20 protein-coding genes are annotated in these 15,812 nt (G+C 42.8%); 11 read left to right on the top strand and 9 right to left on the bottom strand.

Features of this window, described 5'->3' with window-relative positions; translation table 11 throughout:
* The first annotated feature begins 39 nt into the window (after positions 1–39).
* Positions 40–987 (top strand): 3'-5' exoribonuclease YhaM, encoded by a 948-nt coding sequence (gene yhaM / locus UFB30_RS12620; RefSeq protein WP_322422052.1) that lies wholly within the window; start codon positions 40–42, stop codon positions 985–987.
* Positions 988–1,047: 60 nt separating this feature from the next.
* Positions 1,048–1,230, top strand: coding sequence for a sporulation YhaL family protein (locus UFB30_RS12615; protein WP_322422051.1), 183 nt, complete (start codon positions 1,048–1,050; stop codon positions 1,228–1,230).
* Positions 1,231–1,513: 283 nt separating this feature from the next.
* On the opposite strand, the gene UFB30_RS12610 is transcribed toward UFB30_RS12615, so the two are convergent.
* Entirely contained in the window at positions 1,514–2,434 is a 921-nt protein-coding gene (locus UFB30_RS12610) for a peptidylprolyl isomerase (RefSeq protein ID WP_322422050.1), read from the bottom strand.
* Between the two features lie 177 nt (positions 2,435–2,611).
* On the opposite strand from UFB30_RS12610, the gene UFB30_RS12605 reads away from it, so the two are divergent.
* Together UFB30_RS12605 and UFB30_RS12600 are read left to right on the top strand one after the other, a co-directional pair.
* Positions 2,612–2,698: a YjcZ family sporulation protein gene (locus UFB30_RS12605; RefSeq protein WP_039808298.1), complete on the top strand. Its 87-nt coding sequence runs from the start codon at positions 2,612–2,614 to the stop codon at positions 2,696–2,698.
* Between the two features lie 28 nt (positions 2,699–2,726).
* Positions 2,727–2,819: a YjcZ family sporulation protein gene (locus tag UFB30_RS12600; RefSeq protein ID WP_322422049.1), complete on the top strand. Its 93-nt coding sequence runs from the start codon at positions 2,727–2,729 to the stop codon at positions 2,817–2,819.
* 395 nt (positions 2,820–3,214) lie between these two features.
* Here UFB30_RS12600 and UFB30_RS12595 read toward each other — a convergent pair whose 3' ends face one another.
* The 6 genes from UFB30_RS12595 to UFB30_RS12570 form a co-directional block, all read right to left on the bottom strand.
* Entirely contained in the window at positions 3,215–3,403 is a 189-nt protein-coding gene (locus tag UFB30_RS12595; RefSeq protein WP_039808300.1) for a hypothetical protein, read from the bottom strand.
* Between the two features lie 90 nt (positions 3,404–3,493).
* Entirely contained in the window at positions 3,494–4,054 is a 561-nt protein-coding gene (locus UFB30_RS12590; RefSeq protein WP_322422048.1) for a DUF3267 domain-containing protein, read from the bottom strand.
* 172 nt (positions 4,055–4,226) lie between these two features.
* A complete protein-coding gene (locus tag UFB30_RS12585) occupies positions 4,227–4,814 on the bottom strand; it encodes an HTH-type transcriptional regulator Hpr (RefSeq protein WP_322422047.1) in 588 nt (195 codons plus the stop codon).
* Between the two features lie 221 nt (positions 4,815–5,035).
* Positions 5,036–5,416, bottom strand: coding sequence for a YtxH domain-containing protein (locus UFB30_RS12580; RefSeq protein WP_322422046.1), 381 nt, complete (start codon positions 5,414–5,416; stop codon positions 5,036–5,038).
* 357 nt (positions 5,417–5,773) lie between these two features.
* A complete protein-coding gene (locus UFB30_RS12575; protein ID WP_039808312.1) occupies positions 5,774–6,292 on the bottom strand; it encodes a tryptophan transporter in 519 nt (172 codons plus the stop codon).
* Between the two features lie 101 nt (positions 6,293–6,393).
* Positions 6,394–6,816 carry an HIT family protein gene (locus UFB30_RS12570; RefSeq protein ID WP_322422045.1) on the bottom strand — a complete coding sequence of 141 codons (423 nt, stop codon included), beginning with the start codon at positions 6,814–6,816 and terminating at the stop codon, positions 6,394–6,396.
* A 338-nt stretch (positions 6,817–7,154) separates the two neighbouring features.
* Between UFB30_RS12570 and UFB30_RS12565 the strand changes: the two genes are divergently transcribed.
* Entirely contained in the window at positions 7,155–7,904 is a 750-nt protein-coding gene (locus UFB30_RS12565; RefSeq protein WP_322422044.1) for an ABC transporter ATP-binding protein, read from the top strand.
* Complete coding sequence (locus UFB30_RS12560) at positions 7,888–9,111, top strand: ABC transporter permease (protein ID WP_322422043.1); 1,224 nt, start codon at positions 7,888–7,890, stop codon at positions 9,109–9,111. Before UFB30_RS12565 ends, UFB30_RS12560 begins: the two co-directional genes overlap by 17 nt.
* Before the next feature lie 228 nt (positions 9,112–9,339).
* On the opposite strand, the gene UFB30_RS12555 is transcribed toward UFB30_RS12560, so the two are convergent.
* Positions 9,340–10,515 carry an amidohydrolase gene (locus UFB30_RS12555; protein ID WP_322422042.1) on the bottom strand — a complete coding sequence of 392 codons (1,176 nt, stop codon included), beginning with the start codon at positions 10,513–10,515 and terminating at the stop codon, positions 9,340–9,342.
* A 126-nt stretch (positions 10,516–10,641) separates the two neighbouring features.
* Here UFB30_RS12555 and UFB30_RS12550 point away from each other — a divergent pair, with 126 nt between their 5' ends.
* The 4 genes from UFB30_RS12550 (at position 10,642) to UFB30_RS12535 (ending at position 13,814) form a co-directional block, all read left to right on the top strand.
* The gene (locus UFB30_RS12550) at positions 10,642–11,238 is read left to right on the top strand and encodes a phosphatase PAP2 family protein (RefSeq protein WP_322422041.1); all 597 of its coding nucleotides are present in this window, start codon (positions 10,642–10,644) and stop codon (positions 11,236–11,238) included.
* A 92-nt stretch (positions 11,239–11,330) separates the two neighbouring features.
* Positions 11,331–12,122, top strand: coding sequence for a cell wall-active antibiotics response protein LiaF (gene liaF, locus UFB30_RS12545; protein WP_322422040.1), 792 nt, complete (start codon positions 11,331–11,333; stop codon positions 12,120–12,122).
* Positions 12,123–12,130: 8 nt separating this feature from the next.
* On the top strand, positions 12,131–13,174 hold the full coding sequence (locus tag UFB30_RS12540) for a sensor histidine kinase (protein ID WP_322422039.1): 1,044 nt from the start codon (positions 12,131–12,133) through the stop codon (positions 13,172–13,174).
* Between the two features lie 19 nt (positions 13,175–13,193).
* Entirely contained in the window at positions 13,194–13,814 is a 621-nt protein-coding gene (locus UFB30_RS12535) for a response regulator (RefSeq protein ID WP_435390892.1), read from the top strand.
* A gap of 123 nt (positions 13,815–13,937) precedes the next feature.
* On the opposite strand, the gene UFB30_RS12530 is transcribed toward UFB30_RS12535, so the two are convergent.
* Positions 13,938–14,450, bottom strand: a complete 513-nt coding sequence (locus UFB30_RS12530) for an antibiotic biosynthesis monooxygenase family protein (RefSeq protein WP_322422037.1) — start codon at positions 14,448–14,450, stop codon at positions 13,938–13,940.
* Between the two features lie 269 nt (positions 14,451–14,719).
* Between UFB30_RS12530 and hemE the strand changes: the two genes are divergently transcribed.
* Positions 14,720–15,751 (top strand): uroporphyrinogen decarboxylase, encoded by a 1,032-nt coding sequence (gene hemE, locus UFB30_RS12525; protein WP_322422036.1) that lies wholly within the window; start codon positions 14,720–14,722, stop codon positions 15,749–15,751.
* Positions 15,752–15,812 lie beyond the last annotated feature (61 nt).

Below are 15,812 nucleotides of genomic sequence, written 5' to 3'. Positions count from 1 at the left end.
ATTTGAAATACATATAACAGACAAAAGGAGAGGTAGCAGATGAAAGGAATTACTTTTTTAAACCCGGGAGATCCTGTAGATCAGTATTTACTGATAAAACAAATGACTAAAGGTGTAACAACGGCGGGGAAACCTTTTTTAACACTGATTTTTCAGGACAGAAGCGGTGATATTGAAGCAAAATTGTGGGATGCAGGCGACGAGGAAGAGCGCAAGTATCAGCCGCAGACAATTGTAAAAGTGGCAGGGGAGATCCATAACTACCGCGGCAAAAACCAGCTGAGACTCAGACAGATTCGACCTGCTTCTGCTCAGGACAACGTGAAAATGGGGGATTTCCTGGAGACAGCTCCATTATCAGTCGAATCAATGACAGAAGAATTAACGCAGTATATTTTTGAAATGAAAAACCCGGTGATCCAGCGCATTACACGTCACCTGCTGAAAAAATATCAAAAGTCATTTATGGAATATCCGGCTGCAACGAAAAATCACCATGAGTTTGTCTCTGGTCTGGCTTTTCACGTTGTATCCATGCTGAGGCTCGGAAAGTTTCTGGCAGAGCAGTATCCATCATTAAACAAAGATCTTCTCTATGCCGGAATCATCCTGCATGATATGGGGAAAGTAAAAGAATTATCAGGGGCAGTATCAGCGACTTATACACTTGAAGGAAATCTGCTTGGTCATATTTCGATTATGGTGAATGAGATTGCGGAAGCTGCTAAAGAGCTTGAAATTGAAGCGGAAGAAGTACTCTTATTACAGCATATGATTCTTTCCCATCACGGAAAAGCTGAATGGGGATCACCGAAGCCGCCAATGCTGATGGAGGCTGAGATTCTGCATTATATTGATAATATCGATGCGAAAATGGTGATGATGGACAGAGTGATCAGCAGAACGAATCCAGGAGAATACACGGAAAGAGTATTCGCGCTTGAAAACAGATCATTCTACCGCCCGCATATGTACGATCAGGACTAGTCATAAGCTTGTACGTGCCTGCATAAAGTAAAGTAAGAATTCAGTGCAGGAGGCGTGCAGATGTTTCCAATATGGATCGACCTTGCAATCGGGGGAGCCGTTCTCAGTCTTGTGATGTTTGTCAAAACAGCTTATCAGGACAGAAAACAGGAAAAAGATTTTATTGAAGAACACGGAAAAACCTATATTCAGCGTATGATGAAAGAGAAGAAGAAGCGTTTACCGGCTGAATATAAGGATTAGAAAAGTGGAAGGCAGCTATGCCTTCCGCTTTTTTAATGTCCAGCTCCAGCAGGCAGCCCCTCGAGTCATAAGACGGAATGAGAAAATGGGGAAGGTCACCCAATTCTCTCATTCCGTCTTATGCTTGTCGGGGCTAAAAGCCTGCTTCCGCTTTTCTAATGTCCAGCTCCAGGCGCTAGCTCTTCGGGTCATAAGCCACGCATCGGTAAACGGGAAAAGGCACCCGTTTTCCGCTCCTCGGCTTAAGCCTGAGAGCTGAACGAGCGCCTTCCACTTTTCTTTATTATTCCTCTGTATCTTCTTCTGCTGGCTCTTCTTCAGCAGCTGGCTGTTCAGGCTGTGACAGGAATGCATCAAATGTTGTGCTGAGATCTTCATCTTTAATGTCAATTTCAGCTTCTCTCATCATATCCTGGATCATCGCACTTGCCTGTGTCTGGTCAGCCTTCGCAAGCTTCAGGTCATGTTCGATTTCTTCCTTCATTTCCTCAAAGCTGCCAATTTCAGCTTCGCGCGTTTCTGTTACTTCAATGATGTGCCATCCAAAACTTGATTCAACCGGCTCGCTGATCACATTTGGCTCCAGGCTGAATGCAGCTTCTTCAAATGCAGGGTCCATATCTCCCGCACTGAAGAATCCAAGTTCACCGCCAGTTTCCTGGGCAGCAGGTTCAGTGGATACTTCTCTTGCAAGCTCTGCAAAATCAGCGCCGTCTTCAAGCTGCTGCTTCACATCAAGCGCAGTTTCTTCGTCCTGCACAAGAATATGTCTTGCATTCACTTCTTTTTGCATTTGTTCATATTTCTGCTGAATTTCCTCTTCAGTCACTTCAACGTCTTCTGTTAAAGCTTTCTCCTGAAGGAGGTTTAATTTAATTGTGTCCCGGAAAGTATCTTCAGAATAACCCTGTTGTGAAAGAACCATTTCAAACTGTTCCTGACCACCATATTGTTCTTTCATTGATTCCAATTCTGCGTCAACTTGTTCTTCGCTCACTTCATACTTATCCTGAAGAACCTGTTCCAATACCATCATCTGAAGCGCCTGCTCCCCAACAGTCGTCTTCATCTCCTGGTATAATTCCTCTTTTGTAATATCTCCTGCGTTCGTTGATACCACAACTTCACTTGCTTCCTCATCACTGCATGCTGCAAGTGCTGCCACACTTAGTGTTAACGATGTTGCTGCAATCCACTTTTTCATGTATTTCCTCTCCTCACGATCTCTCTATGGTGTAAAAATCTACAAAGCATACTATAACATATTTCCCCAAACCTTAGTATTGTTTTCACAATCATTCCATTTTTAAAAAAGATAAGCGTCAAGCCCACGCTTCTTTGAAATGAATTGAATACCATACATAAGAAAGGAGGGGTCTCCATGTCATGTGGTAAAGGCGGAGGATTCGCATTAATCGTCGTCCTATTTATCCTCCTTGTTATTGTTGGCGCAGCCTGGCTGTACTAAAAACTTATAAAGAAAGGGGGACATATTCATGTCACACGAAAAAGGTTACAACCACGGAGGATTTGCCCTGCTAGTTGTCCTATTCATCCTGTTGATCATCATCGGCAGCGCTTGGTTCTAAGAAAAGCGCAGGGCGCTTGGTCAGCTCCGACGGGCATAAGACGCACAGCGAAAAATGGGTGAACTTTCCCGTTGGTCGATGGGTGACTTATGACACTAGGAGCTAGCGCCCGGAGCTGGACAACAAAGAAAAGCGTAGGCAGGCGTTAAGGGACGTATGCGCTGGACTGAAGCGGGTTGAGATAAAGGAAACACAGTGAACGTAGTGAGCTGATGTTGACTTATCTTAAGGAGCTGAGGGAAGCGCACTAGTCCCTGCCTGCCGGAGCTGGACAAACAGAAAAGCGCAGCGAAACGATTAAAAAGGCTGGAATAAAAAAATTCCAGCCTCTTTTTTACAAATAAAAAAGATGCCATCACAGGCACCTTTATCAGCTTACATATTTAAGTTCATCATTACGTATAAAGAATCTCAACGTAAGAAGACAGAAGTAAAATCAGGATCAGAATATTGATCGTACGGAAGACTTTTGGCTGCCGTTCGTTCGGGATTTCCTTCTGTTCACAAAGTCTATTAGTCATTCGATTAATGGCATAAATAATAAATACGGTAAATGCGATAAATAATCCAATTACGGAAACCATGTTCCCCCTCCTCGTCTCTAAGTACTACAATAACAAAAATCAGACATAAATAACAGAGAGAGCTGTTAAATATGTCTGATCAGTCAGCTTTTAAATGCCGGGATATTGTGTTTCCTTTACAGGTACAAGAATTTCATATCCATCATCATCTTCTTCGATAAAAGCACCTTTAGGAGATTTAAATAACGATCTGGCATAAAGAAAGTCTACAAGGCAAATGCCTGAATGATAAGCAATTAAAATCGTAAAATAGTGAGCATAACCGGGAAATAAGGTTGTTCCATACAATAATAGCCCGTTGATTAAAAGAAATGGTGAAACCAGCGCCATGATAAAAAATACTTTTGGAATAGGCTTGTTTACTCTGACAGACATAATAGGTACACAGAAAAAATGAAATCTGGTTTTTAACTGGATCAGGCTCATAAATCCCGCAAGCGGCAGTGTGTGAAACACTTTGTGAAGTGGATATATTAAGAAAAATCCGATCGCAAACCATAAAAAATATTGATCATACATTGGTTGGTCGAAAATTAATTGTATTGATACATGTAAAAATGAAAAAACAGTCAGGACAAGAATCGCAGAAAGAAAAAAGATGCGGTAAAATCCATACTGTTTCTTTACATTAATTGATTTCCAGCAATGCAACACGATCGCCTCCGTTCATGACGATTTTTTTTAGAAAAGCTACGAGAGCTACTTTACTCTCATCTGCAGAAAGTTGCAATAGGAAAATGAAAAAATTAATATTTAATTTACCAAAACAAAATCCTGTCATGAAAAAGGGTGGGAGATCCTTTTTCATGACAGGATTGAATCGTCAGGGTGATGCGATCTGTTTGACCGGATCAGCCGTTCTGCTTTTCTTGATTTTTCCTTCAACTTCAGAAAATTCCGTTTCTATATTATTGAAGGATGTCTCAAAAATTTTCATGAAATCATCACCATAGATGTTTTTCACAATCGCCATGACATCCATCATTTCAGGGAATTTACCGTAGATTTCACGTAATGGGGCAGCCCCTTCAAAAACTGAATGTGTCTCAGGTGAATAGTTCTCCATTAATTCAAGCAGAAGCTCGTCACCTTTTTCGGTCAGCTTAATATACGTATTCCGCTTATCATTCTCACGCTTTGAGAACTCAAGATAGCCTCTTTCTTCAAGCTTTTTTGAAAAGTTAAAGGCTGTGGATACGTGCATAACACCAAATTTGGCAACGTCTGAAATGGATGCACCCTTTAAATGATAAGCAATCCAGAGGATATGGTGTTCATTGATATTCAGGTCATAGGGCTTGATCCAGTTTTGCCAGTCTTTCTCGATTGCTTTCCATAATGCCTTGCTCAGCTGGGCCATCCGCTGGCTGAAAATCATCGCCTCTTTCATTGAGTATAATTTATCATCCATTGTTACACCTTCTTTCATAAAAGATTTTAGAGTAATAGGAATATTAGTTCATTTTCAAACATTATAGCAATAAAGTAAAACGAATGAAAGGTAAGAATAAATTAAATTTTCTAATAAAATAGATTTACCTGTACACGGTAAGGTAATGAACTGTATGTAGAAATTTTATCCGGGATAATGATTTCACGACAAAAGAAAAAACAGCCCGCGGGCTGTTTTTTTTAAGAGCTTGGCTGTGGCTCTTTGCTGTCCTGGTTAATTGTTTTTTCGAGTTCTTCCATTGTGGCCTGAATTGCAGCAAGCTCTTCCTGAAGATTGTTTATCGCAGGATCTGCTTCGCGTCTCCACGCCTGGATGGAATCCTTTAGTTCCGCTGCCACTACGCGGAGAGATTCCTTACTTTCCTTTGAAGCGTCAGCAATTGATTCTTTTACAATTTGCAGGTTCATCTGCAGCTCAAGCATATGCTCGCGCCAGTTATCTTTTGTGTTTTTAATTGTTCCACGAAGTTCTTCACCTGATTGAGGAGCCGATATAAGTGATGCTGCTGCTCCTGCCGCTAATCCGACAACCAAGCCAAGTGAAAATTGTTTGAAATTCATCCCAACCACATCCCTTTTTGTATTTGTATTCTTATTGTATATAGTAATTCATAAACTGTCCAAAGTATTCATGGACAGGAGGAATCATTTCGTGGTGTATATTAAAGTGATCCTAACCATATGTACGCTGATCTCATTAGTGCTGTTGATCATATGTGCAGCAGATTTAGCTAAAAAAACTTTATATCCCTCCAGAAGGATAAAGCTTCAAAGAGTGCTGATTACAGGCGTCAGCACGCTTATACTATGTATTTTAACCTATTTGGTTTGGAGATAAACCTGCCAAAGAATTGTGTGCAGCTCAGCCTGCACATGAAAAAAGCTGCCCCCTCATAAAAGGGGAACAGCTTTGCAGGTTCAGGCAGCAGATTCGACCAGATTAGATCGTCTCATAATCGCCTGTGCAACAGGATACATCACAGCCATTAACAGACCGTTAACGACAATTGCAGGTACGACAGCAGATAGTGCAAGTGCCATAATTGGACCCGGAAGGCCGACAAGAAGTGCGGCAGATCCAAGGAAGATTGTTCCTGAGATCAGGGTGCCGACTGCTGCAAGCACACCGGCACCCGCAGGCTTACGTGCAAACTTACCTGCCAGCAGAATGATACCGTAAAAAGCAAATGCCGTAATTGGCTTATCAATCACATTCGGCAGGAATCCACCCGGGAATGTTGTTGTAAGGCCTGATAAAATACCTGTTGCAAGACCGATCAGCAAAACATTTTTAACGCCGGGGAATAATAAAATACCTAAAAACATCATTAACAATGACATATCAGGCTTCATTGTCAGTGTCCCCGGAATCAGTAAGTGTAAAGCTGTACCCATCCCTGCAAAAAGTGCTAGTGCTACGAGTGTTCTCGTGTTCATAACTCATCTCTCCTAAGCTAAACTGATTTTTTTCCTGACATGTCCTCGTGACTGTCAGCGAAAATTAGCATCATTATACCATGGCTGAATCTTATTTCCTACTAATTAATTTTTGCAGCAATTGCTGTTGCAATTTCATTCCGCTCATCATTAGAATAGTCATCCGTATGTACTTCCCACACCGGTTTAAAACCGTCTTCCTCACCGTGACGCGGAAGAATATGAAGATGATAGTGAAATACACTCTGTCCTGCGAATTCACCGTTATTATTCAGCAGATTTACACCCTTCAGGCTATAAGTATCTCTGATGGCATTTGCGATTTTCGGGACTACAGAAAACAGGTTTGCAGCAATCTCAGGTGTCAGCTCATGAAGATCCTTTTTATGTGTTTTTGGAATCACCAGCGTATGACCTTTTGTTACTTGACTGATATCAAGAAACGCATAGACGTGCTCGTCCTCATATACTTTAGATGATGGAATCTCACCGTCAATAATCTTGCAGAAAATGCAGTCACTCATATTCTTCATCCTTTCATCAGTAAATTAAGTTTATTCTACCATAGTAAGTTCAGTTGTATGCTACAATGCTGTCATTATATAGAATATGTTTTTTAAGAAGCTTGCTGATCATTTACGCTCCAGGCGGAAGCTTTCCGCGGCCGGGCGGTGAACCCCTCCGGCTGCGCCGGACGGTTTCACCTGTCCCTTTCCGCCGCTGGAGTCCCCGCCTTCCGCGTAAATGATCAGCTGTGAACAGACTTTCAGAGTGCAAATAAATCATGTTCATTTATACGCTGAAAAGGTTGATGAATAACAGTATAATTAACATACCTAGTTGAATAGAAAGGAAGAAATTCATGTCATTATTAGAAATCAGGGATCTGACCGGCGGCTATACGAGACGTCCGGTTTTAAAAGAGATCAGCCTTGAAATGGAGCCTGGTAAAATTGTCGGCTTAATTGGATTAAACGGGGCTGGTAAGAGTACAACCATTAAACATATTATCGGATTGATGGAGCCGCACAAAGGAACCGTCGCAATTAATGGTCTGCAGCTGAAGCAGAACGCGGATGAGTACAGAAAACAGTTTTCCTATATACCGGAAGCACCGATCCTCTATGATGAACTGACGCTTGAGGAGCATTTGCGAATGACTGCGATGGCCTATGGAATTTCGGAAAAGGAATATGAACAGAGGGTGCCTGTTCTGCTGAAAAAATTCCGTATGGAAGGGAAGATGAAGTGGTTCCCTGCCCATTTTTCAAAAGGAATGAAGCAGAAGGTAATGATTATGTGTGCTTTCCTGATCAACCCCAGCCTTTATATTATTGATGAACCCTTTGTCGGGCTTGATCCACTTGCAATCCAGTCACTTCTTGATTTGATGGAGGAGATGAAAGCAGGCGGAGCGGGAATTTTAATGTCTACGCATATTCTTGCTACAGCAGAACGTTATTGTGACTCTTTTATCATTCTGCATGAAGGGAAAATCCGTGCGCGCGGAACGCTCCAGACGCTTAGAAATGAATTCAGTATGCCTGATGCCACACTCGATGATATTTATATTCAGCTGACAAAGGAAGAGTCCAATGAAACACATTCATGATCTTTGGACCTCAAGGCTGTCTGATTATCAAAAAGAGCTGCAGAAGTACATGCGCTATATTTTTAATGGGCATCTGATGTTTGTGCTGATCTTTGCAGTCGGCGGGGGAGGCTATGTATACAGCAACTGGGTCATGACGCTTGATGAAACGTTCCCATCCGGTATATTAATTGCTGCAGTGATTGGGATTGCAGTTACAATGAGTCCTGTGTATACGTATTTGCAGGAGCCTGATAAGGTTTACCTGACCCCGCTTGAGGGACAGATGAAGCGCTACTTTGTCAATGCACTGGTTTCAAGCTTCTTTTTCCAGTCATATATTGTACTCGTATTACTCGCTGCTGCCATGCCTTTATATGTGCAGACAACCGGCGCTGCGTTTTCGGATTTTATCTGGCTGTTAGGCGTTATTCTTGTGCTGAAGGTATGGAATCTTGTCATGAGATGGATCATGCTCAGATACCAGGAGCTTTCAAGCCACTATACAGATCTCGCAGTAAGATTACTGTTAAATATAGCTTTTCTATGGTCAATCTTTGCAGAAACGCCAGCCTGGATGTCTGTCATGATCGCAGTGTTGATTATAGGTTATCTGACTGCTTTTATGGTGCTGACAAGAGAAAAATCGTTAAAATGGGAATTGCTGATTGATCTTGAAAATGCGAGACTGCACCGTTTCTACCGGTTTGCAAATATGTTCACAGATGTTCCGCATCTGAAAGGACAGGCTAAGCGCAGAAAGTGGATGGACCCGTTCCTGAAAACACCTGAGCTGAATCCTGCTGCTACATACAGTTATCTGTATACAAGAACATTCCTGCGATCTGACGAATATTTTGGTCTGTGGGTAAGGCTAACGATTATTGCAGGTGTTATTATCGGAGGCGCGGACAACCTCTGGCTGAAGGTCATTACAGCTCTTTTATTCCTTTACCTGACAGGGTTCCAGCTTATTCCATTGCTGAAAAAGCATGAGCTGAAAATCTGGCCTGACCTGTATCCGGTGAAGGCTGGTATCCGTCACGAATCATTTAAAAAGCTGCTGATGAAAATCCTTATTGTGCAGGGTATGCTATTTACAATCATTAATCTTGCAAAGCTGGATCTGTATGCTGCAGGTATGACGGCTGCTGCTTCCGTTGCATTTGTCATCCTGTTTGTATCGATGTATGTGCCTGCGCAGATTAAGAAACATCATATAAAATAAATGGCTTTATTAAAGTTGGCTGTTGATTTCCGCTTCAGGGGGACTTCGCGGCCGGGCGGTGAGCCAGCAGGCTTTGCCATGCTCGGTCTCACCTGTCCTTCCTGCCACAGGAGTCGCCCCCTTCCGCTACAATCACCAGCTGTGCATAAATATCACATATCTTCAACACAGCTGAATAAATAAACAAAAGCTGCCCCTGAATTTTTCAGGAGCAGCTTTTGTTATATCTTAGTCTTCTTCGTGGTACTGTATCGCTGCACTGCCTAAGGTTTTTGCTGCGAGCAGCATAGCCTTTTCATTGATATCAAACTTTGGATGATGGTGTGGATAAGGAACGTCTACACCTTCAGGCTTGGCTCCTGTAAAGAAGAATGTGCCCGGTCTGTGTTCAAGGTAATATGCGAAATCTTCTCCGCCCATTTGCATTTCACTTTCCACCGCCTGTACGCCTGGCATTTCGTTGACAACCTTCACAAGGTAATCCGTTTCTTTTTCATGATTTACAACAGCAGGATAGCCTCTGATGTAATCATATTCATAGGTGCAATCTGTTGAAATGCATGTGCCTTCAGTAATTCTGCCTATTTCTTTTTCAACAAGGTCACGGACTTCCGGTGCGAATGTTCTGGCAGTACCAATCAGCTTTGCAGAATCTGCAATCACGTTGAATGCATTTTCAGCTACAAAAGAGCCGACAGAAACGACAGCTGATTCTACCGGATTTACCCGTCTCGCTGCGATCTGCTGAAGAGATGTAACCAGCTGTGAGCCTGCTACTACTGCATCCTTTGTTTTGTGAGGCTGAGCACCGTGACCGCCTGCTCCCTGGATTTTAATTTCAAACCGGTCAGCTGCTGCCATGATTGGACCTGTACGATATTCAATGTCTCCAAGTTCACCCGTAACCCAAAGATGAGTGCCAAATACAACATCCACACCGTCCAGACAGCCGTCCTCAATCATGCTGATCGCACCACCCGGCGCATATTCTTCAGCGTGCTGGTGGATCATGACGTATGTGCCAGGCAGTTCATCTTTTATCGTGTGAATTGCTTTCGCAAGGTGAAGGAGTGTTGACGTATGACCATCATGACCGCAGGCATGCATTTTTCCGGAAATTGTGGACTTATAAGTAACATCCTTCTCGTCCTGGATCGGCAGGGCGTCAAAATCAGCGCGCAGTGCAACGGTTTTACCGGGTTTACCCCCTTGAATGACTGCTGTTACACCGTTGCCCCCAACACCTGTTTTTACTTCGACGCCAAGCTCCTTGTAAAATGCTTCAATCAGCGCAGGCGTTTCCTTCTCTTCAAAAGAAAGCTCCGGATGCTGATGAAGGTGACGGCGGAGCGCGACCATATCATCATAATAAGAATCTAACAGTGAAAAAAGTTTTTCATTCATATGTATGCTCCTTTCATAAAAACCATTTAATGATGACTCAGTATATCACGGGACTCGAATTTTTTCACTCTTTTGACGACTCGCTCAATGCTATATAATGTAAGCAGGCAGGGAGGAGGGGACAACGTGAAAAAATGGTTTTATCCGCTGGCAGCTGTAACGTTTGCAGCGGCAGTTTTACTTGTAGTGAATCTTGATAATGGGTTAGGCGATATTGATCAATTTGGTACTGATTTTTTCAGCGGACTGGACTTTTTATTATTTTTCGGATTTCTTGGAGGAGAATGGTTTTTAGCCACTGTCAGTATCGCAGCTGTTCTGTATTTATGGTTCAGGAGAAATCACTACCTTGGCATGCTGATTGTCCTGCTGGCAGTAGGCGGCGGTAATTACCTTAATAAGCTCATCAAAACACTGACTGAACGGCAGCGTCCCGGCGGATTGGAAGATGGCTTCAGTTTTCCGAGTGGTCACGCAATGGTCAGTATGATTGCTGCAATTGTTATCATTTATTTAATTACTGAAAAGTCAGGAGATGCAGCAGGGCAGGCACTGATGTTTGCAGTTGGAATGTTGATTTCAGTTCTTGCAGGTCTCAGCAGAATGCCGGATGAGGCGCATTATTTTACAGACGTGATTGGCGGGTGGCTGCTCGGATATACGTATGCGATTCTTTGTCTAGTGGTTTATGAGTATTTAATGAAAAGGCGGGCCTCCGTCTGAGGACTGAGGAAAGCTCCTTCCTCTGATGCTTCATGAAATCAGGCAGATATTTTAAAATAAATAAAAGTGTCTGACGGAAAGGTTGAGATGATATGGAAGGAGCTCATAAAAAACAGTGGGGCTGTGCGAGCTTTCTGCTTGTCTTCGGACTGCTGCTTTTAATGGTTAATCTGGGCTTATTACAACTTGAAGGCTCAGCTGCAGGACTGATCCTCCCAGTTATTTTATTAATCATCGGGATTGCGCAGCTGATTAAGTTTTTTACAAGAAGAAAAGGAATTTTAAGCGGTTTGATCTTTACTGTATATGGTGGTCTCTTATCCGCAGCATTCTTTTCAAAAGACATTTCATTCGGCTATGGAGACATATGGCGGTTATGGCCGCTATTACTCATTGGATTTGCCATCTCACTGATCGCAAAGAGAAGCTCAATCCAGTTCAGTTACGGTGAACCCAGAATGGGCGGCAGAAAAGAAGTGAACCAGCAGGATGGACCCCGTGAAAGAAAAACACAAATTAAGCACGCAATGAGTATTGGCAATGAAAATTTCACTTCAGAAAACTGGGCACTTGAAAATATGAAGCTGAATAAGTCAGTTGGTAACTATGTATTTAATCTGAAAAAAGCGTATATCTCCGAAGGGGAAACAATGTTAGATGTATCTGTCAGAGTCGGAAATATTAAGATGACTGTCCCTGAGGAGCTGAGCGTCCATATTGTTTCAAATGTAGCAGTAGGAGAAAACGTACTGTTTAATGACCGGACTGACGGAACCCACGCAAGAACGCTTCAATTCCGTTCTGAAGACTTTGAAACAGCACCACAAAAGGTGAAGATTATATTGAATGTAAATGTCGGATCAATCAGAATCGATTGGATTTAGGAGGAGCCATGATCAGAGTAGCGAGTCTTAATCACTGGTTCATTTTGCAATATCTCAGATTCACCCTGTATGGTGCGATTCTGCTGTTTACGATTTTGCAATTATACATTTTTCTTACTCCAGCTCCTTTTCTGAATACTGCTGCTTCACTTGTCGTTGTAGGCATTACATCAGCCGTATTTTTTGCAATGTCCATCTATATCGGAATTCGCTCAGGCAAAATTATGCGGCAGCGCATTCATGAAATGACGGCATTCGTTGCAAGACTTGCTTCAGGGAAAGTTGGTGAAACCATGGAGATCACTGAAACAGATGATATCTCCGTTCTGGAAGATGCATTGAATGAACTCTCAGTTAACATGAATGAACAAACAAAATCCTTGCAGCGGATCTCAAGTGAGAGATTATCCCTTGAAAAACAGGCTCAGCAGGCTGCGGTTATTGAAGAACGCCAGCGGTTGGCAAGAGATCTCCATGATTCAGTTAGTCAACAGCTTTTTGCGTTAAATATGCTGTCATCTGCTTCAGTACGCATGCTTGAAACAAATCAGGATGAAGCAGGAAAGCTTGTCAGGCAGGCTGCGGAAATTGCAGAGAAAGCACAGGGTGAAATGAGGGCACTTCTTTTACACCTGAGACCTGTTGATCTAAAAGGGGAATCACTTTCTACAGGGCTTGAAAAACTTGCATCGGAACTTGAACAGAAAACCCCGATTACATTTTTTGTGCAGCTTGACCAGATGGGAAAGATTCCTGAGAGTGCGGATGAACATTTATTCAGAGTTGTACAGGAGGCTGTTTCCAATATCCTCCGCCACGCGAATGCTACTGAAATTACAATCAGAACTGAAGTGAAGGGGTCATCTTTCTACCTTTTTGTCGGTGACAATGGAGATGGTTTTGACGTAACAGACAAAAAGTGGACTTCATACGGTTTACAGACGATGAAAGAGCGCTGTGAGGAAATTGGCGGCCAGTTTGAATTGCGTTCAAAAGCTGGTGAAGGAACGTATATTAAAATCAGAATTCCGATCGTGGAAGGGGGAGAGTAAGGTGACAAAAGTAAAGGTCATGATTGTTGATGATCATGAAATGGTCAGACTTGGCATCAAATCCTATTTGCTGACTGAACCGGGAATCGAATTTGTAGGGGAAGCCGTGAACGGGAAAGAAGCGGCAGTACTGGCTGAAAAAACAAAACCGCACGTGATTTTAATGGACCTTCTGATGGAGGGTGGAACAGGTATTGATGCAACACGTGAGATCATGGCATTTCTCCCTGAGACAAAAATTATTATTCTGACAAGTTATTACGATGACGAACAGGTATTTCCCGCACTTGAAGCAGGGGCGCACAGTTATATACTGAAAACCTCCTCTGCTACCCAGATACTCGATACAGTGTATAAAGCAGCACGGGGTGAGTCTGTTATTGAGCAGCAGGTCGCCAGTAAACTGATGAACCGATTCAGAACGAAAGAAAGAGTGCTTCACGAGGACCTGACAGAAAGGGAAATGGATGTACTCAAATGTCTCGGAGACGGGCTGACAAATCAGGAAATTGCAGATGAATTATACATAGGGATTAAAACAGTGAAAACACATGTGAGTAATGTGCTAAGTAAACTTGAGCTGAGTGACCGCACGCAGGCTGCGATTTATGCGAATCGCAAGGGGCTGTTGAGGGAGTAGGGGTGAGTGGTTCGTTCTTAGAGAGATTTTAAAGCAGCACATTTAACTCCGTCCCCGCTTTGCCGCTTACATAAATAAGAGAAAGACCACGCTCAACTGCCAGCGTGGTCTTTCTCTGTCACATTAATGTTCTGTCTGTCCCACATACTTCGTCACAAATGACGAGCGCGGGAAGATTGACTTCTGATGGTCGATTCCTTCAGACGTGCCGCGTTTAGCGTGTGCTTTATTGTATGACTGCGATGTTTGCCAGTCTTTGAATGATTGTTCGTCGTCCCACTGGGTAAGGACTACATACGTATCTGAATCAACTGGTCTTAATACGCGGATCGCGATAAAACCAGGCTCTTCTTCAATTAGTCCTGCACGGTTTTTGAAGCGGTGTTCAAATACCGGTCTGCCTTCATCTGATACAGGAATATTGTTGAATACAAAAAAGCCATTCTCTGTCAGCTGACCTGATCCATCGAATACTTCATATTTTCTCGGCTGATTAAAAAGTGTTTCGCCTTCTGTTTCATGTACAAGCAGGGCGGTATCTTCTCCCAGCATCTGAATCATTGTTTCGTTCGGGTTTTCCTCCTGAAACTTATGTAAAAAGTCAGGCGTCCCAAAAGTCATGTAAATCTTCTTCATCACAATTCCTCCTCAGACATTCATTTTCAATTATGGTTCGTCTTCATTCATACGCTGACTACAATACTATTTATACCCTTTTTCACCCCTGTTAACCACTCCAAACGCTTTTCCGGCAGGAGAAAAGAGGAGATTTTATGACATTTACCTGTGTGTGGTATACACTGTTATAGAAAAGGACTATAGTTAAAAACGGATATCATGAGCGAAGAAATTTAGCAGATTAATGTAAAAGAAATAGCACATTTGAAAGGTGGATCACACTCATTATGAGTTCATTTAACGATACGTTTTTAAAGGCAGCAAGAGGAGAGAAAGTCACGCACACTCCTGTCTGGTATATGAGACAGGCGGGGCGCTCCCAGCCTGAATACCGCGCAATTAAAGAGAAGTATTCTTTATTCGAAATTACGCTTCAGCCGGAGCTTTGTGCCTATGTGACAAGACTGCCGGTCGAAAACTATGGCGTTGACGCAGCAGTCCTATATAAAGACATTATGACGCCGCTTCCTGCAATCGGTGTTGATGTGGAAATCAAATCAGGCATTGGTCCTGTCATTCATAATCCGATCAAGTCTGTTCAGGATATTGAAAAGCTTGGGATGATTGAGCCGGAAGAGGATGTTCCTTACGTGCTTGATACGATTAAATTACTGACAACTGAACAATTGAACGTTCCGCTGATCGGCTTTGGCGGTGCGCCGTTTACACTTGCGAGTTATATGATCGAAGGCGGCCCTTCAAGAAATTATCATAAGACAAAAGCATTTATGTATCAGGAGCCGGTTGCATGGCATGCATTAATGGACAAGCTTGCTGAAACAACGATCCGTTATACTACTGCTCAGGTGAAAGCGGGAGCGGGAACGATTCAGCTGTTTGATTCATGGGTTGGGACATTAAATGTTCAGGATTACCGCACTTATATTAAACCGCATATGGAAAAAATCTTTGCAGCTTTAAAAGAGCTTAACATCCCGCTGATCATGCATGGTGTCGGTGCAGCGCATCTGGCAAAAGACTGGAACGACCTGCCGCTTGATGTCGTCGGCCTCGACTGGAGATTATCAATAGAAGAAGCACGTGCAAAAGGCGTAACTAAAACAGTTCAGGGTAACCTGGATCCATCACTGTTACTTTGCGACTGGGATATCATTGAAAAGCATGTAAAGCCAATTTTAGATGCTGGCATGAAGCACCCGGGACATATCTTTAACCTTGGTCACGGGGTATTCCCTGAAGTACAGCCTGACACATTGAAAAAGCTGACAGCATTTGTACAGGAATATACTGCCCGCTAACACATTGATAAAGCAGATAAATGGTAGCTTACAGGTTTGTTTGCTACAAAAGAAGAGAAGC

Origin of the sequence: Jeotgalibacillus haloalkalitolerans, from assembly GCF_034427455.1 — a bacterium.
Classification (GTDB): Bacteria; Bacillota; Bacilli; order Bacillales; family Jeotgalibacillaceae; genus Jeotgalibacillus; species Jeotgalibacillus haloalkalitolerans.
This window is presented reverse-complemented; position numbering and strand designations above follow the sequence as displayed.

Bases quoted from the DNA above. Each gene is read 5' to 3' on its own strand.
- UFB30_RS12575 (WP_039808312.1), bottom strand. From the start codon at position 6,292: ATGAACACGAGAACACTCGTAGCACTAGCACTTTTTGCAGGGATGGGT.
- UFB30_RS12540 (WP_322422039.1), top strand. From the start codon at position 12,131: ATGATCAGAGTAGCGAGTCTTAATCACTGGTTCATTTTGCAATATCTC.
- UFB30_RS12535 (WP_435390892.1), top strand. From the start codon at position 13,194: ATGATTGTTGATGATCATGAAATGGTCAGACTTGGCATCAAATCCTAT.
- UFB30_RS12585 (WP_322422047.1), bottom strand. From the start codon at position 4,814: ATGGATGATAAATTATACTCAATGAAAGAGGCGATGATTTTCAGCCAG.
- UFB30_RS12570 (WP_322422045.1), bottom strand. From the start codon at position 6,816: ATGAGTGACTGCATTTTCTGCAAGATTATTGACGGTGAGATTCCATCA.
- UFB30_RS12565 (WP_322422044.1), top strand. From the start codon at position 7,155: ATGTCATTATTAGAAATCAGGGATCTGACCGGCGGCTATACGAGACGT.
- UFB30_RS12555 (WP_322422042.1), bottom strand. From the start codon at position 10,515: ATGAATGAAAAACTTTTTTCACTGTTAGATTCTTATTATGATGATATG.
- UFB30_RS12560 (WP_322422043.1), top strand. From the start codon at position 7,888: ATGAAACACATTCATGATCTTTGGACCTCAAGGCTGTCTGATTATCAA.
- UFB30_RS12530 (WP_322422037.1), bottom strand. From the start codon at position 14,450: ATGAAGAAGATTTACATGACTTTTGGGACGCCTGACTTTTTACATAAG.
- UFB30_RS12610 (WP_322422050.1), bottom strand. From the start codon at position 2,434: ATGAAAAAGTGGATTGCAGCAACATCGTTAACACTAAGTGTGGCAGCA.
- liaF (WP_322422040.1), top strand. From the start codon at position 11,331: ATGGAAGGAGCTCATAAAAAACAGTGGGGCTGTGCGAGCTTTCTGCTT.
- UFB30_RS12600 (WP_322422049.1), top strand. From the start codon at position 2,727: ATGTCACACGAAAAAGGTTACAACCACGGAGGATTTGCCCTGCTAGTT.
- UFB30_RS12580 (WP_322422046.1), bottom strand. From the start codon at position 5,416: ATGAATTTCAAACAATTTTCACTTGGCTTGGTTGTCGGATTAGCGGCA.
- UFB30_RS12595 (WP_039808300.1), bottom strand. From the start codon at position 3,403: ATGGTTTCCGTAATTGGATTATTTATCGCATTTACCGTATTTATTATT.
- UFB30_RS12605 (WP_039808298.1), top strand. From the start codon at position 2,612: ATGTCATGTGGTAAAGGCGGAGGATTCGCATTAATCGTCGTCCTATTT.
- hemE (WP_322422036.1), top strand. From the start codon at position 14,720: ATGAGTTCATTTAACGATACGTTTTTAAAGGCAGCAAGAGGAGAGAAA.
- UFB30_RS12615 (WP_322422051.1), top strand. From the start codon at position 1,048: ATGTTTCCAATATGGATCGACCTTGCAATCGGGGGAGCCGTTCTCAGT.
- yhaM (WP_322422052.1), top strand. From the start codon at position 40: ATGAAAGGAATTACTTTTTTAAACCCGGGAGATCCTGTAGATCAGTAT.